The sequence below is a fragment of the Pseudomonas sp. AC247 genome (assembly GCF_979258015.1).
The window spans coordinates 309,498-330,000 of record NZ_OZ409829.1; the positions used below are offsets into that span (position 1 = coordinate 309,498).

The 20,503-nt window shown below is 59.6% G+C and carries 22 protein-coding genes (1 of these 22 running past the window's edge); 14 read left to right on the forward strand and 8 right to left on the reverse strand.

From position 1 onward, the window contains the following. Positions 1–54: 54 nt before the first annotated feature. Positions 55–951 carry a tRNA glutamyl-Q(34) synthetase GluQRS gene (gene gluQRS, locus ACZZ0B_RS01510; RefSeq protein ID WP_463544229.1) on the reverse strand — a complete coding sequence of 299 codons (897 nt, stop codon included), beginning with the start codon at positions 949–951 and terminating at the stop codon, positions 55–57. Between the two features lie 204 nt (positions 952–1,155). Further along, a complete protein-coding gene (gene dksA / locus ACZZ0B_RS01515; RefSeq protein ID WP_008080850.1) occupies positions 1,156–1,599 on the reverse strand; it encodes an RNA polymerase-binding protein DksA in 444 nt (147 codons plus the stop codon). 334 nt (positions 1,600–1,933) lie between these two features. On the opposite strand from dksA, the gene ACZZ0B_RS01520 reads away from it, so the two are divergent. Both ACZZ0B_RS01520 and sfsA read left to right on the forward strand, forming a co-directional pair. Further along, positions 1,934–3,106: a pyridoxal phosphate-dependent aminotransferase gene (locus ACZZ0B_RS01520; protein ID WP_463544230.1), complete on the forward strand. Its 1,173-nt coding sequence runs from the start codon at positions 1,934–1,936 to the stop codon at positions 3,104–3,106. Continuing rightward, positions 3,106–3,819, forward strand: coding sequence for a DNA/RNA nuclease SfsA (gene sfsA, locus ACZZ0B_RS01525; RefSeq protein WP_440096928.1), 714 nt, complete (start codon positions 3,106–3,108; stop codon positions 3,817–3,819). The genes ACZZ0B_RS01520 and sfsA overlap by 1 nt, the downstream gene beginning before the upstream one ends. Here the strand turns inward: sfsA and ACZZ0B_RS01530 are convergent. After that, positions 3,816–4,133, reverse strand: coding sequence for a Rieske (2Fe-2S) protein (locus ACZZ0B_RS01530; protein ID WP_008080843.1), 318 nt, complete (start codon positions 4,131–4,133; stop codon positions 3,816–3,818). The two genes, sfsA and ACZZ0B_RS01530, sit on opposite strands and share 4 nt — an antisense overlap. Before the next feature lie 166 nt (positions 4,134–4,299). On the opposite strand from ACZZ0B_RS01530, the gene ACZZ0B_RS01535 reads away from it, so the two are divergent. Genes ACZZ0B_RS01535 through ACZZ0B_RS01550 form a run of 4 tightly spaced genes read left to right on the forward strand, consistent with a single transcriptional unit; the run spans position 4,300 to position 7,846 of the window. Then, positions 4,300–5,172, forward strand: coding sequence for a heme/hemin ABC transporter substrate-binding protein (locus ACZZ0B_RS01535; protein ID WP_158831309.1), 873 nt, complete (start codon positions 4,300–4,302; stop codon positions 5,170–5,172). A gap of 50 nt (positions 5,173–5,222) precedes the next feature. Further along, complete coding sequence (locus ACZZ0B_RS01540) at positions 5,223–6,206, forward strand: FecCD family ABC transporter permease (RefSeq protein WP_178116859.1); 984 nt, start codon at positions 5,223–5,225, stop codon at positions 6,204–6,206. Further along, positions 6,206–6,973 carry a heme ABC transporter ATP-binding protein gene (locus ACZZ0B_RS01545; RefSeq protein ID WP_440096930.1) on the forward strand — a complete coding sequence of 256 codons (768 nt, stop codon included), beginning with the start codon at positions 6,206–6,208 and terminating at the stop codon, positions 6,971–6,973. The genes ACZZ0B_RS01540 and ACZZ0B_RS01545 overlap by 1 nt, the downstream gene beginning before the upstream one ends. Before the next feature lie 21 nt (positions 6,974–6,994). Then, positions 6,995–7,846, forward strand: coding sequence for a ChaN family lipoprotein (locus ACZZ0B_RS01550; protein ID WP_463544231.1), 852 nt, complete (start codon positions 6,995–6,997; stop codon positions 7,844–7,846). Between the two features lie 232 nt (positions 7,847–8,078). Here ACZZ0B_RS01550 and ACZZ0B_RS01555 read toward each other — a convergent pair whose 3' ends face one another. The 4 genes from ACZZ0B_RS01555 to ACZZ0B_RS01570 form a co-directional block, all read right to left on the reverse strand. Next, complete coding sequence (locus ACZZ0B_RS01555) at positions 8,079–8,873, reverse strand: Crp/Fnr family transcriptional regulator (RefSeq protein WP_463544232.1); 795 nt, start codon at positions 8,871–8,873, stop codon at positions 8,079–8,081. Between the two features lie 16 nt (positions 8,874–8,889). After that, on the reverse strand, positions 8,890–9,162 hold the full coding sequence (locus tag ACZZ0B_RS01560) for a TfoX/Sxy family protein (RefSeq protein ID WP_003228231.1): 273 nt from the start codon (positions 9,160–9,162) through the stop codon (positions 8,890–8,892). 278 nt (positions 9,163–9,440) lie between these two features. Continuing rightward, on the reverse strand, positions 9,441–9,785 hold the full coding sequence (locus tag ACZZ0B_RS01565; protein WP_008080829.1) for a pentapeptide repeat-containing protein: 345 nt from the start codon (positions 9,783–9,785) through the stop codon (positions 9,441–9,443). 91 nt (positions 9,786–9,876) lie between these two features. Beyond that, on the reverse strand, positions 9,877–11,433 hold the full coding sequence (locus tag ACZZ0B_RS01570) for a bifunctional aminoglycoside phosphotransferase/ATP-binding protein (protein ID WP_463544233.1): 1,557 nt from the start codon (positions 11,431–11,433) through the stop codon (positions 9,877–9,879). A gap of 117 nt (positions 11,434–11,550) precedes the next feature. On the opposite strand from ACZZ0B_RS01570, the gene mrcB reads away from it, so the two are divergent. The 3 genes from mrcB to ACZZ0B_RS01585 are packed head-to-tail and all read left to right on the forward strand — an operon-like array spanning position 11,551 to position 14,976. Then, on the forward strand, positions 11,551–13,875 hold the full coding sequence (gene mrcB, locus ACZZ0B_RS01575) for a penicillin-binding protein 1B (RefSeq protein WP_158831321.1): 2,325 nt from the start codon (positions 11,551–11,553) through the stop codon (positions 13,873–13,875). Positions 13,876–13,891: 16 nt separating this feature from the next. Then, positions 13,892–14,641, forward strand: a complete 750-nt coding sequence (locus tag ACZZ0B_RS01580) for a tetratricopeptide repeat protein (protein WP_463544234.1) — start codon at positions 13,892–13,894, stop codon at positions 14,639–14,641. After that, complete coding sequence (locus ACZZ0B_RS01585; protein ID WP_463544235.1) at positions 14,641–14,976, forward strand: YqcC family protein; 336 nt, start codon at positions 14,641–14,643, stop codon at positions 14,974–14,976. The genes ACZZ0B_RS01580 and ACZZ0B_RS01585 overlap by 1 nt, the downstream gene beginning before the upstream one ends. A gap of 94 nt (positions 14,977–15,070) precedes the next feature. Here the strand turns inward: ACZZ0B_RS01585 and ACZZ0B_RS01590 are convergent, their stop codons facing one another. Beyond that, complete coding sequence (locus ACZZ0B_RS01590) at positions 15,071–15,487, reverse strand: DUF4124 domain-containing protein (RefSeq protein WP_463544236.1); 417 nt, start codon at positions 15,485–15,487, stop codon at positions 15,071–15,073. Positions 15,488–15,886: 399 nt separating this feature from the next. Here ACZZ0B_RS01590 and ACZZ0B_RS01595 point away from each other — a divergent pair, with 399 nt between their 5' ends. From ACZZ0B_RS01595 to msrP, 5 genes are all read left to right on the forward strand, one after another. After that, positions 15,887–17,611, forward strand: a complete 1,725-nt coding sequence (locus ACZZ0B_RS01595) for an acetolactate synthase 3 large subunit (protein ID WP_008080823.1) — start codon at positions 15,887–15,889, stop codon at positions 17,609–17,611. Between the two features lie 2 nt (positions 17,612–17,613). After that, complete coding sequence (ilvN, locus tag ACZZ0B_RS01600; RefSeq protein ID WP_003176102.1) at positions 17,614–18,105, forward strand: acetolactate synthase small subunit; 492 nt, start codon at positions 17,614–17,616, stop codon at positions 18,103–18,105. Positions 18,106–18,153: 48 nt separating this feature from the next. Further along, complete coding sequence (gene ilvC / locus ACZZ0B_RS01605; RefSeq protein WP_003228216.1) at positions 18,154–19,170, forward strand: ketol-acid reductoisomerase; 1,017 nt, start codon at positions 18,154–18,156, stop codon at positions 19,168–19,170. 149 nt (positions 19,171–19,319) lie between these two features. Further along, positions 19,320–20,177, forward strand: a complete 858-nt coding sequence (gene pssA / locus ACZZ0B_RS01610; RefSeq protein WP_008080822.1) for a CDP-diacylglycerol--serine O-phosphatidyltransferase — start codon at positions 19,320–19,322, stop codon at positions 20,175–20,177. A gap of 63 nt (positions 20,178–20,240) precedes the next feature. Further along, on the forward strand, positions 20,241–20,503 hold the start of the coding sequence (msrP, locus tag ACZZ0B_RS01615) for a protein-methionine-sulfoxide reductase catalytic subunit MsrP (protein ID WP_463544237.1). It continues 751 nt past the right edge of the window; the window shows 263 of its 1,014 coding nt (coding positions 1–263); the start codon lies at positions 20,241–20,243; its stop codon lies beyond the right edge, outside the window.

Here is a 20,503-nt window from a genome sequence, read left to right on the forward strand (position 1 = left end):
GTGCCCGAAAACGTGCGGCGATGGTAACGGATGGGCGCGCGACTGCAAGTGGCGTCATAGCAGTTGCGCTTCGGGCAGGGTCAGTGTGCGCGGGATCTTTGTCGCATCCCAGTGCAGGCAACCCCACGCCAGTAATTCTTGCGGCGAGGCGTGGGCCAGTTCGGCGCCGGGGTTCTGCCCCAGAGCGCGCAGGGCTCTGAGTAACAACGGCGTGGCCTGATCTGCTTCCAGCGGTGGCGAACGGTATGACTTGCCGAGCTTGTTGCCGTCCGGTTGGGTAATTAGCGGCAGGTGCAGATAGCGCGGTTGGCGCAGGCCCAGCAGCTCTTGCAGGTAGAGCTGACGTGGCGTCGAGTCGAGCAGATCGGCACCCCGGACGATGTCGGTGATGCCTTGCCACGCATCATCGAGCACCACGGCCAATTGATAGGCGTAGAGACCGTCGCGGCGGCGGATGACGAAATCGCCGACGTCGCGGCCCAGATGCTGACGGTATTCGCCTTGCACGCGGTCGATGAAGTGGTATTCCAGTTCCGGCACGCGCAGGCGAATGGCGGCGTCTTGCTGAGCGTGGCCGAGATTGCGGCACAGACCCGGATAAATGCCGTTGTACGCTTCGAGCTGTTTGCGCGAGCAGGTACAGGCGTAGGCCAGGCCGTGATTGAACAGGCTATTGAGGACGTCGGCGTAGGCATCGTGTCGATCGCTCTGGCGCACCATGTCGCCGTCCCATTCGAAGCCGTAGCTTTCCAGCGCCTTGAGAATCGCGGTTTGCGCACCGGGTTCTTCACGGGGCGGATCGAGATCTTCCATGCGCACCAGCCAGCGACCGCCGACCGAACGGGCGTCGAGGTAAGAGGCGAGGGCGGCGACCAGCGAGCCGAAGTGCAGGTGGCCACTGGGGGTCGGGGCGAAGCGGCCGATGTAGGCAGGGGGTTTTTTGGCAGTCATGGAAACGAAGCTACTTTTCAGGCTATACGCAGGTCAACCTGTAGGAGTGAGCCTGCTCGCGATAGCGGTGTGACATTCAATACCGATATTGACTGACCTACCGCTATCGCGAGCAGGCTCACTCCTACAAAAGGCAAAGGCAAAGGCAAAAGACAGAAACAAAAACGGAGCGTTCGCACGCTCCGTTTTTCGTTCAGGTCGAGATTACTTGCCGACCTGCTTTTCCTTGATTTCCGCCAGAGTCTTGCAGTCGACGCACATGTCGGCTGTAGGGCGTGCTTCAAGGCGTTTCACACCAATCTCGACGCCGCACGAATCGCACCAACCGTACTCTTCGTCTTCGATCAGTTGCAGCGTCTTGTCGATTTTCTTGATCAGCTTGCGTTCGCGGTCGCGGGCGCGCAGCTCGAGGGCGAATTCTTCTTCCTGGCTGGCACGGTCGGCCGGGTCCGGGAAATTCGCGGCTTCGTCCTTCATGTGGTCAACGGTGCGGTCGACTTCCTGCATCAACTCCTGTTTCCACTTGTTCAGGACCTTGGTGAAGTGCGCGCGCATCGGGGCGCCCATGTACTCTTCACCTTTCGCCGGAACATAAGGTTCGAAACCGCTGATCGTCTGATTCTGCTGTTGCTTTGCTTGGGTGGGCATGAAATGGACCGCCTCTACTCTTGTAATCCATTGCGCAGGATTGCTCCATCACCGACACCTGCCGGCCCTGCGGCTGCAAGCGGGCGAACTTACCAGATCAATTCAGCCTGCGCTACTCCCGGATGTCGAGGCCCCGGCGGGTGGCGCTTGCAAAAGTCTGACAAGCCGTGTCTGGCGGTGTTGGAGACCTGTTCAATCACTGATTTTAGTCAATCCTGGAGCGTACGCTCATATCGTTACAGTCCAGCGTTCTTGAGGCTGTGACCGCTGCGGGTTCTCGCTCGTTCCGGCAGATGGGTAGAATCGTCTCTTTTTCCCCTTCGAAGGAAAACCAATGGCTCAGCCGTACAGTGCGCGCAGTCGTGCGATCGAACCGTTCCATGTAATGGCGCTGCTGGCGCGGGCCAATGAATTGCAGGCTGAAGGCCACGACGTGATCCATCTGGAGATCGGCGAGCCGGACTTCACCACGGCCGAACCGATCATTCGGGCCGGGCAAGCGGCGCTGACGGCGGGCAAGACCCGTTACACCGCAGCGCGCGGGATTCCCGAGTTGCGCGAGGCGATCGCCGGTTTTTACCAATCGCGTTACGCCTTGAACATTGATCCGCGGCGGATTCTGATCACCCCGGGCGGCTCTGGTGCGCTGTTGCTGGCCAGTGCGTTGCTGGTCGACCCCGGCAAACACTGGCTGTTGGCGGACCCAGGCTATCCGTGCAACCGGCACTTCCTGCGATTGGTCGAAGGTGCCGCGCAGCTTGTCCCAGTGGGCCCGGACGTGCGCTATCAACTGACCCCGGATCTGGTCGAGCGTCATTGGGACCACGACAGCGTCGGCGCGCTGGTTGCCTCGCCGGCCAACCCGACCGGAACGATCCTGACCCGCGATGAGCTGGCCGGGTTATCCACAGCCATCAAGGCGAAACACGGGCATCTGGTGGTGGATGAGATCTATCACGGTCTGACTTACGGCACCGATGCCGCCAGCGTGCTGGAAGTCGATGACAGCGCTTTTGTCCTGAACAGTTTCTCCAAGTACTTCGGCATGACCGGCTGGCGCCTGGGCTGGCTGGTCGCGCCGGAAGCGGCGGTGAGTGATCTGGAGAAGCTCGCGCAGAATCTCTACATCAGCGCCCCGAGCATGGCGCAATACGCTGCATTGGCGTGCTTCGAGCCGGACACCATCGCCATTCTGGAGGAGCGTCGCGCCGAATTTGGTCGTCGTCGCGACTTCCTGCTGCCCGCCCTGCGCGAGCTCGGATTCAACATTGCCGTGGAACCGGAGGGCGCGTTCTATTTGTACGCCGATATCAGCCAGTTCGGCGGCGATGCCTTCGCGTTCTGCCGTCATTTCCTCGAAACCGAGCACGTCGCTTTTACGCCGGGGCTGGATTTTGGTCGTTATCAAGCCAGTCATCATGTGCGTTTTGCCTACACGCAGAACCTCCCTCGCTTACAAGAAGCGGTGGAGCGCATCGCGCGTGGCTTGAAGAGTTGGCAAGGCTGATGCGCTTTTATCCCCCTCTTGAAGAAGCGCGGTTGATTCGTCGATACAAACGCTTTCTCGCCGATATCGAGACCGTTAGCGGCGAGTTGCTGACGATTCACTGCCCGAACACCGGCTCCATGCTCAATTGTCAGGTCGAGGGCGGGCAGGTCTGGTTCAGCCGCTCCAACGATCCCAAGCGCAAATTGCCTGGCACTTGGGAGATCGGCGAAACCCCGCAAGGGCGGCTGTTTTGTGTGAACACCGGACGCGCCAACGGGTTGGTCGAGGAAGCCTTGCAGGCTGGCGTGATCAGCGAGTTGAACGGCTTTACCGCGTTGAAGCGAGAAGTCGCCTATGGGCAGGAAAAAAGCCGTATCGATTTCCGCCTCGAATACCCGAGCGGCCCGGCTTATGTGGAAGTGAAAAGCGTCACCCTGGGCTTCGATGGCACGGCGGTGGCGGCGTTTCCGGATGCCGTGACCCAGCGTGGCGCCAAGCATTTGCGTGAGCTGGCGCATTTGGCTCGCGACGGGATTCGGGCGGTGCAGTTGTATTGCGTCAATCTGAGCGGGATTGAAGCGGTGCGGCCTGCGAAGGAAATCGATTCGGCGTACGCCGATGCGCTTCTCGAAGCCGTTGCCTGTGGCGTTGAGGTGCTGGCGTACGGCGTGCGTTTAAACCATGAAGAGATGGTCATCGACCGGCGTCTCGACGTCTTGCTCAACGGTTAAACGTTGATCCACAGGCCTTGCGCGTCTTCGCGGCAGGGGATGGCGGTGAGTGACTGCCCGGCGCAAGGCCCGGCCACGCATTCGCCGTCCTCGATGAGAAACAGTGCGCCGTGGGTGGCGCACTGGATCAGGCTGTTGCTGGGGTCAAGAAACTGGTCGGGCTGCCATTCCAGCCCGACGCCGCGGTGCGGGCAGCGATTGAGGTAAACATAGGCCTGGCCGCTGCGGCGCACGGCAAAGAGCTTTTTCCCGTCGACTTCAAAACCACGACTGGCGGCTTCAGCCAGATCGGCGCCTGCGCAGAGAAACTTCATGACTATCCTCTAGTGTCCGCTCGTGTCCGGATATGTCCGAGCTTGACGTTTAAATGCAAACAATTATCAAATGACGGCCTTCGTCCGCAGGGCGGCTGGCAGATGCCGAGGATACTTGGCCTGCCATTCTGACGCCCGGGAAAAACCTTATTCAAGGAAGCTGGATATGCGCCTGAGTACCCGCGTTGCTGTGCTGTGTGCCGGACTTTTCGTCAGTCACCAGGCGGCAGCGGCTGATTTGCCGCAACGTTGGGTCAGTGCCGGCGGCGCGCTGTCGGAGTGGGTCAGCGCCTTGGGGGGCGAGTCGAAGCTGGTTGGCGTCGACACCACCAGCCAGCATCCCGAGTCGCTGAAGGCGCTGCCGAGCATCGGATATCAGCGCAGTCTTTCCGCTGAAGGCATTCTCAGTCTGCGCCCGGACATCCTGATCGGCACCGAGGAAATGGGCCCGCCGCCAGTGCTGTCACAGGTGAAAGCGGCCAAGGTTCAGGTGGAGTTGTTCTCGGCGCAACCGGATCTGCCGACGCTGGAGAAAAACGTGACTCACTTGGGCCAGTTGCTGGGCGCCGAGCCACAGGCTGCGCAACTGCTGCAACGTTATCAACAGCAACTCGATGCGCAGCAAGCACGAGTGACCGATGCGCAGACCCAACAGAAAGCGCCAGGCGTGCTTTTATTGCTCGGACATGCTGGCGGCAAACCGTTGATTGCCGGTAAGGACACCGCCGCCGATTGGCTGCTGCAACAAGCGGGTGGGCATAACCTGGCGACGCACACCGGTTACAAACCTTTTTCCGTGGAGTCTCTGGCCAGTCTCGACCCTGAAGTATTGGTATTCGCCGACCGTGCGCTGACCGGTGAGGCGGCGAAAGCCGCGCTGTTCAAGGAAAACCCGATTCTCGATTCAAGCCGCGCCGCCAAAGCAGGCCGGGTGATCGAGCTGGACCCGACCCTGCTGGTCGGCGGCCTCGGGCCACGTTTGCCTGCGGCGCTGAAAACCCTGTCTGACGGTTTCTACCCGGCCCAGAGCGGCCAATGACCACACTGGTCAAACCCCGTGCCTTGTTCATCGGCCTGACGCTCCTGTGTTTGCTGGCGATCTGGCTGTCATTGGCGCTGGGGCCGGTGAGCCTGCCGCTGATCGATACGTTGCGCGCAGCGTTGCGCATGCTTGGTGTACCGCTGGCGCCAGAAGGGCTGGAGCAGGCCGAGCTGATTCTCGGGCAGATTCGTCTGCCGCGTACCTTGCTCGGGTTGGCGGTCGGCGGTGTGCTGGCATTGTCTGGCGTGGCGATGCAGGGATTGTTTCGTAACCCCTTGGCAGACCCCGGACTGGTGGGTGTTTCCAGTGGCGCGGCGTTGGGTGCGGCGATCGCGATTGTCGGGGGCTCGTTTTTTGGCGGTTTGCCGGAGTGGTTCGGGCCTTATCTGTTGTCGGTCTGCGCGTTTCTCGGCGGGCTCGGGGTCACGGCACTGGTCTATCGACTCGGTCGGCGCAACGGCCAGACCAATGTCGCGACCATGTTGCTGGCGGGTATCGCGCTGACCGCGCTGGCGGGTTCGGCCGTCGGCCTGTTCACTTATCTGGCAGATGACGCGACCCTGCGGACGCTGACGTTCTGGAACCTTGGCAGCCTCAATGGCGCCAGTTACGCGCGGTTGTGGCCGTTGCTGATCATCAGCGTTGGTGTCGCGTTATGGTTGCCACGTCGGGCCAAGGCGCTGAATGCCTTGCTGCTCGGCGAGTCGGAAGCCGGGCATCTGGGCATCGATGTCGAGCGACTGAAGCGCGAGTTGGTGTTTTGCACCGCGCTGGGTGTCGGCGCTGCGGTGGCAGCAGCGGGAATGATCGGCTTCGTTGGTTTGGTGGTGCCGCATCTGGTGCGTTTGCTGGCGGGCCCGGATCACAAAGTCTTGCTGCCGGCATCGGTGCTGGCGGGGGCGAGCCTTTTGCTCTTGGCTGACCTGGTCGCGCGGTTGGCGTTGGCGCCTGCCGAGTTGCCGATCGGTATTGTCACCGCGTTTATCGGTGCGCCGTTCTTTCTATTTCTGCTGTTGCGAGGACGTGCCTGATGTTGCGTGCGCAAGATCTGCACATTCAGCGCGGGCGCAAGGCCGTGCTCAGCGATGTCACGTTGCAACTCGAACCGGGCGAAGTGCTCGGCGTACTCGGGCCGAACGGTGCCGGCAAAAGTACCTTGCTCGGTGCGCTGTGCGGTGAATTGGCGCCCAGCGCGGGCGGCGTTTCGCTCGACGGGCAAGCGTTGAGTCACTGGACCGGACAGCAGCGCGCGCAACGCTTGGCTGTGTTGCCTCAAGTGTCGACCCTGGACTTTGCCTTTCGTGTCGAAGAAGTGGTCGGCATGGGCCGCCTGCCCTATCAAAGCGGTCGCGTGCGTGATGACGAAATCATCGCCGCAGCGTTGGCGGCGGCGGATGCCGGGCATTTAAGCGGTCGCAGTTATCTGGCGTTGTCCGGTGGCGAGCGCCAGCGCGTGCATCTGGCGCGGGTGTTGGCGCAGCTCTGGCCGGGACAAGCCGGGCAAACGCTGCTGCTGGATGAACCGACGTCGATGCTTGATCCGTTGCATCAACACACCACGCTGCAAGCGGTGCGTGAGTTTGCCGATCGCGGCGCGGCGGTGCTGGTGATCCTGCATGATCTGAATCTGGCGGCGCGCTATTGTGATCGTATTCTGCTGCTCGAAGGCGGGCGTCCGGTAGCGCTGGACACGCCGGAGCAGGTGTTGCGGCCGGACTCGCTGAAGGCTGTGTTCGGTCTTGAAGTGTTGGTGCAGCCGCACCCGGAGCGCGGGCATCCGCTGATCATTGCCCGCTGACTGAATCATCGAGGTGATGGCATGCGTGGGTTGTGGCTGTTGGCAGTGGTGTTGCTTGCGGGGTGTCAGCATGTTGTTGCGCCACCGCCGATCAGTGGCCAGATTCGTGACCTGCGCAGCGGTGAGGAGCTGACGGCGCAGCAACTGGTGAAACGCCTTGCTGTGCCCGAGCGACTGATCATTGGCGAGCAGCACGACAATGCCGATCATCACACCGCGCAATTGTGGCTGTTGCAGTCGCTCGGCGAGCAACGGCCGCAAGGCAGTCTGTTGCTGGAAATGCTCACGCCGGATCAGCAGCCCAAGGTAGATGCCGTTCGCCAGGCAACGTCGCCGTCCGCCAATCTTTCAGAGGCGCTGACCTGGCAGGATGGCTGGGACTGGAATCTCTATGGGCCGATCGTGCGCTTTGCTCTCAGCCAGCCGTATCCGCTGCTGGCGGCCAATCTTGAAAACAGTGAAATCCGTACCTTCTACCGCAACCCGCCGGTGCTGAGCGGTGCGCGCAGTAATGCGGCGTCGGTGAAAAGCACGTTGCTGGCGCAGATCAGTGAATCCCATTGTGGGTTGCTGCCCGCAGCACAGATGCCCGCGATGCTGGCCGTGCAGCAGCAGCGTGACCGACGCATGGCTGAGCGCATGCTGGTGGCGCCCACGCCTTCGATTTTGCTGGCTGGGGCGTGGCATGCGCGCAAGGATGTCGGGGTGCCGTTGCATGTCGTGGATCTGGGCGCCACTCAAGCGCCAACGGTGTTGATGCTGGCAGAGCGGGGCGCAGCGGTGACTGCCGCGATGGCCGATTACGTCTGGTACACCGCCCCGACGCCCAAGCAGGATTACTGCGAACAGATGCGTGAACAATTCGGCAAATGACTTTTCCACAGGCAAAAAAAGACCCGGTAAAAAACCGGGTCAAATAACCGTGATTAGCCTGATGAGGAGATAATCTGAGAGTCCGAACCAAGGGCTTTTCAGAATATCGACTGATCTCGCGACCAGTTGTGATAATCATAGCGATTCTCATTACCACGTCAACAACTGTTTTCTCATTTCTTTGATTCAGACTCGAAAATGGCCGGGATGCCCCGAAAACAGGGGGCTGGCATTAACTTCTGATTTCGGTCATTTGGCTGACTTGTTTATTCAGTTGGCCGATACGCTGCGCCATGCTTTCGATCAGGCTGTGGGCAATCTTCGGATTGGTGCGGGTCATGCTCAAAAACTGCTCACCGGGAATCAGCATCACTGTGCTCGCTTCTCGGGCGATGACCGTGGCATTGCGCGGTTCGCCGGTGAAAACTGCCATGGCACCAAATATCTCGTCCTTGGGCACATCACCGACCTTGTGCCCTTCGACAAAGGCCTCGGCATGGCCGTCGATGATCACGAACACATGATCGGCGACGTCGCCCTGCTTGATCAGAATTTCCCCGGCCTCAACCCGCTTGAAACCATTGGTGCTGCGAAACTCGCGTGGTTTCAGCTCGGCGACGGTGTGGGCGAGAATTGCCATTTGCCCCAGCAGATATGCAAGAAATTGATCCGCCCGGCCGGCGTCGGCGTACAGATGCTGAAACACCTCATGGCGTCGGTAAGGCGTCAAGCGCAGTGGCCCGTCACTGTACAGGCGGCAATCGTCCCATTCATTGCCACGCTGCAGGCCGATCAGGTCGCCCTCTTGCCAATAAAACAGCGGACGGGCAGCGATGCAGCCGTTGATCACACCTTCAGCCAATAGAAACAACTGATCGCCGGGTAACTGCGCGAGCAAATCATCCGTCGCGTCCAGTTGCAGATCCGGCCCGCATGGCGCCAGGCCGAGCAGCCACTGCGCGGGCAAACTCTGTAGGCGATTGATCAGTGCATCGGCGTATGCCGATTGTTCCCCCAGCAAATACATGACGGTCAGCGTCCGTTCAGTTCTTGTGGCGCGAGGAAATGGCTTCGAGCTGTTTGTTCAGGGCGTCCTTGCGTTCGGCGGGGATGTCGTTCCAGTGCACGTCCATCAGCGCGCCTTCGATCGCATACAGCAACACCTTCGATGCGCGAAACCCGCGGGTACGCACGGCCCGGTAGGCGTCCACCGCGCCCAGGCGACGCAAGTCCGAGGCGCTGTGGATGCCCACGGCATGCAACCATTGCGCCGACGTCTTGCCAAGATTCTTCAGGTGTTGCAGTTCATCATTCATCAAGCCTCCTTGCGACGGCCGAATGGTGCGTGGGCGAGCTTCTCAGGAGTGTAGCCATCAGTAGGAAAAGCGTGGTTGTTTGGTCGGATTCGACGCAAATGCTTCTAAGAAAAGGAGCTTGAACGGCCTGCGAGCGCAGAAAGGAGGGAGAAAACACACATATCAATGTAGGAGTGAGCCTGCTCGCGATAGCGGGCTGGCAGGCACACATATGTTGAATGTTAAACCGCTATCGCGAGCAGGCTCACTCCTATAGGGGCAGGCGCTGGGTGGTTATTTCAGCGGGTGCGATAACGCAGGCGCGTACCGAAATTCATCGACATCAGAATCTCGTCGGCACTCAGCTCCGGCGGGAAGTACGCCCCGGAAATCTGCGCGTGCGCCAGGCTGGCGCCTTCAAGCGACGCATTACGAAAATCGATGCCACGTAAATCGGCCGAGCGGAAATACGCGTCCCGGAAATCCACGCCATCGGCGTTCAATTCACGCAGGTCAAGGCCTCGGAAGTCGCCACCGACCATGTCGATCGGGCCGTCTTGCGGGCGCTCGTTGTTGAAACCTGTGATGTCATCTTTGTGCAGCAAGGCATACAGCGGGGAGTCGAGCAGTTTCGGCTGGCTCATGTCAGATCACCTGTTGGTTTTATGACGCCAGTATAGTGCCACTATTTGACGGCCGTGAAGCAAGCGAGGGCTTCACGGCCGAAATAGTTTTTTACAGGCCTGGCAAGCGCTGACGAATCTGCGCGACCACGGTGTCCAGCGTGCCGGATTCGTTGGTCTGCACGCGTTTGCTGCGCAGAATTTCTTCCGGTGTCAGCGCTTCACGATTGGCTTGCTGTGCTTGGATCACGGCCAGCGTGGCGTCGGACGGATCCTGTTTATCCGCCTGACGAATCGCCAGCCAGCTCTCGATCACCGCTTGTGGCGCGTTGCAGTCGAGGATCAGGAACGGTGTGCCGGTGGCTTCGGCAATTTTCGCCGCGTTGTCGCGTTGCTCGCGTTTAAGGTAAGTCGCGTCGATCACCACCGGGAAACCGGCGTGCAGGATGATTTCAGCAATTTCATGCAGGCGTGCGTAGGTCGCCGCGCTGGCGTCGGCGCTATAGATGCCGGCCTGCACGTCGTTGGCGACGGTTTGTTCACCGAACAGGCGCTTGCGTTCAACATCGGAACGCAGGCGGACCGCGCCCAGCGCTTCGACCAGACGCATGGCCACGTGGCTCTTGCCGACCGCGGAAACACCGTGGGTAATTGCCATGAAGCGCGAAGGAATGGTGCTGTAGCTTTCGGCCAGGTTGGCGTAGTTGCGGTACTGGCGCAGGGTGGTGGCGCGCTGCACCGGCGTCGCGTCCGCGGGCATGCTGAACAACGCAACCTTGGCGCGAACCAGTGCACGGTAGGCTTTATAGAAGTTCAGCACTTCGAGGCCTTGATAGTCGCCGGTCAATTCCAGGTATTGGCTGATGAAGCGGCGCGCCAGGGATTTCAGGCCACGGTCTTCAAGGTCCATCGCGAGGAAGCCGGTGTCGGCCCAGACGTCGGTGAAACGGAACGGTTCGTTGAACTCAATGCAGTCGAAGATCACCACTTTGCCGTCGATGACCGTGGCGTTGCCCAAATGGATGTCGCCGTGACATTCACGGGTAAAGCCTTCGGTTTTGCGCTGGGCGAACAGTGGCTTGAGACGTTCGAAGCTGCTTTCGGCCCAGGCTTTCAGTGCGTCGAGTTGCAGCAGATCGTTTTTGTCGCTGAGGAACGGCAGGATCTGCTCAAAGTTTTGCGACACCGGCGCCATCACGCTGTCCGGGGTACCGGCGTCGTGTTCGGCCGGGACTTTTGGCGCGGTGAGGTGGAAGCGGGCGATTTGCTCGGCCATCTCGTCGATGTGCTGGGTGGTCAGTTCGCCGTTGGCTTGCAAAGTGCTGAGCAGACCGGTCTGTGGGAACTGGCGCATTTTCAGCAGATATTCGATCGCCGGGCCTTCACCGCCGAGTTGCGGTGCTTCGACGCTGCCGGTCACTGGCAATACTTCCAGGTACAAATCGTCGGTCAGGCGCTGGTTCAGACGCAGTTCTTCTGCACAGAAATGTGCGCGCGACTCGAGGCCGGTGAAGTCGAGGAAACCGAAATTGACCGGTTTCTTTACTTTATAAGCAAAGGGGCCGGTGAGGATCACCCACGAGATATGGGTTTCGATGACCTGAAACCCTTCGACAGGGTGCGGGTAGAGGGCCGGGTTTTGCAGGGCAGCGATCAGTGACTGGCTCACGGGCGATCCTTCAGAGAGGGGGGGAATTCAAGGCGGCCATTATGGCCGCTCGCCAGCCTGACGCAAACCTCGGAGCGCTCCTGTTGAGTATGAATAAAGTGCGTATAATCCGCCGCCATGACTCGAACTCGATCCCCCCGTACCAAGAAAAAACCACCTTCCAAGGGCCTCAGCCCATGGTTGAGCTGGGCCATTAAACTCAGTCTGGTCGGCCTTGTCGTGCTGGCCGGCTTCGCCGTTTACCTCGATGCCGTGGTGCAGGAGAAGTTCTCCGGCAAGCGCTGGACCATCCCGGCGAAGGTCTACGCGCGGCCGCTTGAGCTGTTCGTCGGACAAAAGCTCAGCAAGGACGATTTCCTTACCGAACTCGATGCCCTTGGCTATCGCCGCGAAGCCGTGAGCAATGGTCCCGGTGCTGCTGCAGTCAACGGCAACACGGTTGATCTGAATACCCGTGGCTTCCAGTTCTATGAAGGCCTGGAGAAGCCGCAGCCGGTGCGCGTGCGTTTCTCCGGCGATTACGTGGCTGAGTTGTCGGCGACCAACGGTTCGAAACTGTCCGTGGTACGCCTTGAGCCGCTGATGATCGGCGGCATTTATCCAAAGAATCTCGAAGACCGCATTCTGATCAAGCTCGATCAGGTGCCGCCGTACCTGCTCGAAACCCTGGTCGCTGTAGAAGACCGCGATTACTACAGCCACTGGGGCGTGTCGCCGAAGTCGATTGCCCGGGCTATCTGGGTCAACACCTCTGGCGGCAAGATGACCCAGGGCGGCAGTACGCTGACCCAGCAGTTGGTGAAAAACTTTTACCTGACCAACGAACGCAGCCTGACCCGCAAGCTCACCGAAGCGATGATGGCGCTGTTGCTGGAAATGCATTACGACAAGAAAGAAATCCTTGAGGCCTACCTCAATGAAGTCTTCGTCGGGCAGGACGGTCAGCGCGCAGTGCACGGTTTCGGTCTGGCCAGCCAGTTCTTCTTCGGTCAGCCATTATCCGAATTGAAACTGCATCAGGTGGCGTTGCTGGTCGGCATGGTCAAAGGCCCGTCCTACTACAACCCGCGACGCAACCCGGAGCGCGCGTTGGAGCGGCGTAACCTGGTGCTCGACGTACTTGAGCAGCAGGGCGTGGCGACGGCCGAGCAGGTCGAAGCAGCGAAGAAAATGCCGCTGGGCGTGACCACGCGCGGCAAGCTCGCCGACAGTTCGTTCCCGGGCTTTATCGATCTGGTCAAACGGCAGTTGCGCGAAGATTACCGCGACGAAGACTTGACCGAAGAAGGCCTGCGGATCTTCACCAGTTTCGACCCGATTCTGCAGATGAAGGCCGAAGCCTCGGTCAACGACACCTTCAAGCGTCTGTCCGGGCGCAAAGGCTCCGACGATGTCGAAGCAGCGATGGTCGTGACCAACCCGGAAACCGGCGAAGTGCAGGCGATGATCGGCAGCCGTCAGGCCAGTTTTGCCGGCTTCAACCGGGCACTCGATGCGGTGCGGCCGGTGGGTTCGTTGATCAAGCCGGCGGTTTATCTCACCGCGCTGGAGAAACCGAGCCAGTACACGCTGACCAGTTGGCTGTCCGACGATCCGTTGTCGGTCAAAGGCGCGAACGGTCAGGTGTGGAAACCGCAGAATTATGATCGCCGCTCCCACGGCACGGTCTTCCTCTATCAGGGCCTGGCGCACTCCTACAACCTGTCGACCTCGCGTCTGGGTCTGGAAGTGGGCGTGCCGAATGTGTTGAAAACACTCGGTCGTCTGGGCGTTACACGTGAATTCCCGGCCTTCCCGTCGATGTTGCTGGGTGCCGGCGGCATGACCCCGATCGAAGTGGCGACCATGTACCAGACCCTCGCCAACGGTGGTTTCAACACGCCGATGCGCGGGATTCGCAGCGTGCTGACCGCCGAGGGCGAACCGCTCAAGCGTTATCCGTTCCAGATCGAGCAGCGTTTCGACCCGGCGTCCATCTATCTGATCCAGAACGCCATGCAGCGCGTGATGCGTGAAGGTACCGGCAGTTCGGTTTATAACGTGCTGCCCAAGACCCTGACACTCGCCGGCAAGACCGGCACCAGTAACGATTCCCGTGACAGCTGGTTCGCCGGTTTCAGTCAGGATCTGCTGGCGGTGGTGTGGCTGGGCCGCGACGATAACGGCAAGACGCCGTTCACCGGGGCCACCGGCGCGTTGCAAGTCTGGACCAGTTTCATGCGCAAGGCTGATCCGCTGCCGCTGGACATGCCGCAGCCGGACAACATCGTCCAGGCCTGGGTCGATTCGCGCACCGGGCAGGGCTCCGATGCCAACTGCCCAGGGGCGGTGCAGATGCCGTATATTCGCGGCAGCGAACCGCCACCCGGCGCCGCCTGTGCAAGCGAAACGCCTGCTTCCGGCGAGTCGGTGATGGATTGGGTCAAGGGCTGGATGAATTAAGCAAAGAGGGTTTCAAGTGAACAAGTGGTTGATTCCAGCGGTGACCGCCGTGGCTTTGCTCAGCGGCTGCTCTACCGTACAGCGTGGTTCGATCCCGGTGGTCGATTCCGGTACGGCTGTGTCCAACAGCGAACGTATTTCGGCCAATGGCGGTTTCCGTCAAACGACCGTAAAGCGTCCTGCGCAGGCTCAGACTCAAGCGATCCCGCAAGGCGATACCGGCGTGGTGGTGATGGTGCCGGGTGGCGGTGCCGCCGTGTCGACGCCGATCAGCTCTTCGCCTATCGAGTCGGGCCCGGCGTCCGGCGGTATCACGTCGGGGCCGTACACGCCTCCGGCCGTTGAATCGGCACCGATCAATTCCGGCAGCTACAGCATGCCTTCGACGCCGAGCGGGATTCCTTCCGCCAGCAGTGGCGGCGGCTTGTCGGCAGACGAACAGCTGGACGGCCCGGTGCTCGCCTTGCTGACTACCGCTCAGCAGCAACAGGCGGGCGGCGACCTCAACGGCGCGTCTTCCAGTCTGGAACGTGCACAGCGCGTCGCTCCGCGTGAGCCGCAAGTGCTTTATCGTCTGGCGCAAGTGCGCATGGCTCAAGGGGATGCACCGCAAGCCGAGCAGTTCGCCCGTCGTGCGCTGACGATGGCCAACGGTCGCCCGGACCTGCAAGCCAGTCTGTGGGAAATCATCGCTCAGTCCCGCGAGAAACAAGGCGATTCCGCCGGCGCCGCTCAGGCCCGTCAGAAGGCCAAGGTTTCGCTGTGATGGATGCCCGTTTCCCGAAACTCGCCGATCAGTTGCTACTGATCGAGCGTGAATTGCGCACACAAGGCTGGTGGGATGAGGTGTCGCCGTCGGCCGAAGCCCTGAGCAGTGTCGAGCCGTTTTCGGTCGATACGCTGGACTTCGAACAATGGCTGCAATGGATCTTCCTGCCGCGCATGAAGATGATCCTCGAACAGGATCTGCCGTTGCCGAATGCTTCGGGTATCCAGGAGATGGCAGAAATGGTCTTCGCCCAGCGCAACCTGGGTGGCAAGGATCGTCAACTGCAGGTGCTGCTCAAAGAGTTCGACCTGCTGATCACCGCCTCGCACTGACACCTCATCAATGTAGGAGCTGCCGCAGGCTGCGATCTTTTGATCTGGTTTTATGGATCAAAAGATCGCAGCCTGCGGCAGCTCCTACAGGTGTCTATTCACAATTCTGTGCGATTTGTTTCTGCGCCTCAGCGATGCGTTCCTGACGCTGCGCGTCATCCAGCCGGCGTAACTGTCCCTCTACTTCCTCCCTCAAACGCGGATTGTTCTGCAATTGCGCCAGGTTCGTCCGTGCGTGCTCGCAAAACTGCTTGAGCTGCGCCTGCTGATCCGCGACCTGTTTCTTCACCTTGTCATCAATTGCCTTCTGATCACCGAGTACGCCACTGCCCGACATCGCCGCAGGTTTCGGCGGGGCCGGGGAGGGCGTCTGCACGGTAGTGGAAGATTGACCCGGTGGCGGCTGCGCATCGAAATGCGTAACCCCCTGGGCATCGACCCATTTGTAGATTTGAGCGGCCATGCACCATGGGCTGAGGCCGATCAGCAGAGTAAGGAGGAGCGTTCGCATGCTGATTCCTTGGCAAAATTGCGCAATTGACACTAACAGAGTAGCGGTTTCCAGGTTTTTTCTTGCGTTCTCATGTGCTTACCCACAATTAACCGCATTGACGGCTTGACTTGGAGAGGGCGAAACAGAAGAATCGAAAGTCCGCTGTAGAGGGACTGCCAGAAGCAGACCCACTCGGTAGATCATGAGGCGCACATCCGCGCCGACCTGTTACACCCGCAACGCGTTACCTCGCGCTGGGTGGGAAAGGCCCGCAACACTTGGGACGATCCCAATACTTGCTCAGTCAGTGCTGACGTAGTCGGCGACCACCGTCGCTCATGCTCTGCCGAGAAGTAAACCTATTAAGACCCGCCCCTTTTTTGTGGACGGTATTCTGGCGTTTTAGAGGTGAACAACGTGGAGCTTTTATCTGGCGGTGAGATGCTCGTCCGCTTTTTGCGTGACGAAGGCGTCAAATATATCTACGGGTACCCGGGTGGTGCTCTCCTGCATGTTTACGATGCCCTGTTCAAAGAACCGGAAGTGAATCACATCCTGGTTCGTCACGAACAAGCGGCAACCCATATGGCTGACGGCTACGCCCGTGCCACCGGTAAAGCCGGCGTGGTATTGGTTACTTCCGGTCCAGGCGCCACAAACGCCATCACCGGTATCGCCACGGCCTATATGGATTCGATTCCAATGGTGATCATTTCCGGTCAGGTGCCAAGCACCATGGTCGGCACCGACGCGTTCCAGGAAACCGACATGATCGGTATCTCCCGGCCGATCGTGAAGCACAGCTTCATGATCAAGCACGCCTCGGAAATCCCGGAAGTCATGAAGAAGGCCTTCTACCTGGCGCAATCCGGTCGTCCGGGCCCGGTCGTGGTCGATATCCCGAAAGACATGACCAACCCGGCCGAGAAGTTCGAATACATCTTCCCGAAGAAAGCCAAGCTGCGTTCCTACAGCCCGGCCGTTCGCGGTCACTCAGGGCAAATCCGCAAGGCGGCAGAAATGCTGTTGGCGGCCAAGCGCCCTGTGCTGTACTCCGGTGGCGGCGTGATCCTCGGCAACGGTTCCGCACCGCTGACCGAACTGGCGAAAATGCTCAACCTGCCAGTGACCAACACACTGATGGGCCTGGGCGGTTTCCCCGGCACTGATCGTCAGTTCATCGGCATGCTCGGCATGCACGGCAGCTACACCGCCAACCTGGCGATGCACCATGCTGACGTGATCCTCGCGGTCGGCGCGCGTTTCGACGATCGCGTGATCAACGGCCCGGCGAAATTCTGCCCGAACGCCAAGATCATCCACATCGACATCGACCCGGCTTCGATTTCCAAAACCATCAAGGCCGACGTGCCTATCGTTGGTCCGGTTGAGAGCGTCCTGACCGAAATGGTCGCGATCCTCAAGGAAATCGGCGAGACCCCGAACAAGGAGTCCGTGGCCAGCTGGTGGAAGCAGGTGGATGAATGGCGCGGTGATCGCGGCCTGTTCCCTTACGACAAGGGCGACGGCAGCGTGATCAAGCCGCAGACCGTGATCGAAACCCTCTGCGAAGTGACCAAGGGCGATGCCTTCATTACTTCCGACGTCGGTCAGCACCAGATGTTCGCGGCGCAGTACTACACGTTCAACAAGCCGAATCGCTGGATCAACTCCGGTGGTCTGGGCACCATGGGCTTCGGTTTCCCGGCGGCCATGGGCATCAAGTTGAGCTTCCCGGATGACGACGTTGCCTGCGTCACCGGCGAAGGCAGTATCCAGATGAACATCCAGGAACTGTCGACCTGCCTGCAATACGGCTTGCCAGTGAAAATCGTCATCCTCAACAACGGTGTTCTGGGGATGGTGCGTCAGTGGCAGGACATGAGCTACGGCAGCCGTCACTCGCACTCCTACATGGAATCGCTGCCTGACTTCGTCAAATTGGCTGAAGCCTACGGCCACGTCGGCGTACGCATCACCGATTCGAAAGATTTGAAGTCGAAGATGGCAGAAGCGTTCGCCATGAAGGATCGCCTGGTGATCATCGACGTTTCGGTCGACACCAGCGAGCACGTCTATCCGATGCAGATCAAAGACGGCTCCATGCGCGATATGTGGCTGAGCAAGACGGAGCGTACTTAATCATGCGGCACATTATTTCCTTGCTTCTGGAAAACGAACCCGGCGCTTTGTCTCGCGTAGTCGGCCTGTTCTCGCAGCGCAACTACAACATCGAAAGCCTGACCGTGGCCCCGACCGAAGACCCGACCCTGTCGCGTCTGACGCTGACCACCGTTGGTCACGATGAAGTCATCGAGCAGATCACCAAAAACCTGAACAAGCTGATCGAAGTGGTCAAGCTGGTGGACCTGTCGGAAAGCGCTCACATCGAGCGCGAACTGATGCTGGTCAAGGTCAAGGCCACTGGCGCCCAGCGCGCCGAGATCAAACGCACCACCGATATTTACCGTGGACAGATCGTCGACGTCAGCGCCAGCGTGTATACCGTTCAACTGACCGGTACCAGCGACAAGCTCGACAGCTTCATTCAGTCCATCGGCACCGCATCGATTCTGGAAACCGTCCGCAGCGGCGTGACCGGCATTGCCCGCGGCGACAAAGTACTCAGCATCTAAACCAAATTAGCGAATGGCCTGAACGGCCTGGATATAAAGGGGAAATTCATGAAAGTTTTCTACGATAAAGACTGCGACCTGTCGATCATCCAGGGCAAGAAAGTTGCCATCATCGGTTACGGTTCCCAGGGCCACGCACAAGCGTGCAACCTGAAAGATTCCGGTGTCGACGTTACCGTTGGTCTGCGTAAAGGTTCGGCCACTGTTGCCAAAGCTGAAGCTCACGGCCTGAAAGTGACCGACGTTGCTTCCGCTGTTGCGGCTGCCGACCTGGTCATGATCCTGACCCCGGACGAGTTCCAGTCCTCCCTGTACAAGAATGAAATCGAGCCGAACATCAAGAAAGGCGCCACCCTGGCCTTCTCCCACGGCTTCGCGATCCACTACAACCAGGTTGTTCCGCGTGCCGACCTCGACGTGATCATGATCGCGCCGAAAGCCCCGGGCCACACCGTACGTTCCGAGTTCGTGAAAGGCGGCGGTATTCCTGACCTGATCGCGATCTACCAGGACGCCTCGGGCAACGCCAAAAACGTTGCACTGTCCTACGCTGCTGGCGTTGGTGGCGGTCGTACCGGCATCATCGAAACCACCTTCAAGGACGAGACTGAAACCGACCTGTTCGGCGAACAAGCCGTACTGTGCGGCGGTACCGTTGAACTGGTTAAAGCCGGTTTCGAAACCCTGGTCGAAGCTGGCTACGCGCCGGAAATGGCCTACTTCGAATGCCTGCACGAACTGAAGCTGATCGTTGACCTCATGTACGAAGGCGGTATCGCCAACATGAACTACTCGATCTCCAACAACGCCGAATACGGCGAGTACGTGACTGGCCCGGAAGTGATCAACGCCGAGTCCCGTCAGGCCATGCGCAACGCCCTGAAACGTATTCAGGACGGCGAATACGCCAAAATGTTCATCAGCGAAGGCGCAACCGGCTACCCTTCGATGACCGCCAAGCGTCGTAACAACGCCGCTCACGGTATCGAAATCATCGGCGAGCAACTGCGCTCCATGATGCCGTGGATCGGTGCCAACAAGATCGTCGACAAAGCCAAAAACTAAGTCGTCGTCCCTTGTATGAAAAAACGCGGCCTCGGCCGCGTTTTTTCGTTTGAGCCGGTGGTTCTGGTATAAAGCTGCAGCGTTTGTGGCCGAACTGTCGTCCTCAGACACCTGTTGAATTTTCTCCAAACCGTTGCAAGGTAATGTCCATGAGCGAACGTCCCGAAGAGCCGAACAAGGCTTCTGACGCCGAAAGCCTGCTGCCCATCGATGAACACATCGAAGAAGGGCACGACGCAGAAGGTCGTAAAGTCCGGCATCGTGGTATCTATCTGCTGCCGAATCTGTTCACCACTGCAAACCTGTTTGCAGGGTTTTACTCCATCATCAACTCGATGAGCGCGCAGGCGGCATTGAGCGCGGGTGATTCCGCCAACGCGAGCAAGTATTTCGCCTTTGCCGCGATCGCGATTTTCGTCGCCATGGTGCTCGACGGTCTCGACGGCCGTGTGGCGCGCATGACCAATACGCAAAGTGCCTTCGGTGCCGAGTACGACTCGCTGTCGGACATGGTTGCGTTCGGTGTTGCACCGGCGTTGCTGGCCTTCGGCTGGGCGCTGGGTGACATGGGCAAGGTCGGCTGGATGGTTGCCTTCATTTATGTCGCGGGCGCGGCATTGCGTCTGGCGCGCTTCAATACTCAGGTGGGTACGGCGGACAAACGCTATTTCATTGGTCTGGCCAGTCCGGCAGCGGCCGGTGTTGTCGCGGGGATTGTCTGGGCATTCAGCGATTACGGTATTCAGGGTTCAAAGATGTCGTTCCTGGTCGCGCTGATGGTCGCGGCGGCCGGCATGCTGATGGTCAGCAACATCAAGTACAACAGCTTCAAGGAGCTGGACTTGAAAGGGCGGGTACCGTTCGTGGCGATCCTTGCCGTTGTGCTGGTGTTCGCCGTTGTGTTCAGCGATCCACCGCGCATCCTGTTGCTGGTGTTCCTTGCCTACGCGGCGTCGGGCCCGGTGCAGTACCTGTTGCGCCTTCGTCGGCACAAAAAAGCCGAGTGATGTAATTTCCCGCATACTCCGCAGTCTATGGGTGCATCTGTCCTCCAAAGCTGCGGAGTTGTCATGCTGATCAAAATTCCCAAAGCGTCTGACTGCCATGAGTCGGATGTCACGCCTGAATCCATTTATCTCTCGCGCCGCCAATTGCTCGGAGCCACTGCTGCCGGCATCGCCGTCAGTAGCCTGCCGCGTTGGGCCAATGCCGACGATGCTGCTCGGTATGCCGATGTTGAACCGGGCAAGGCGCCTGCCTGGTTCGCTGAAAAACTGCCTTCTACTAAATGGGGCGCGGTCAACGTCAAGGATGAGGCGGTTACACCCTATAA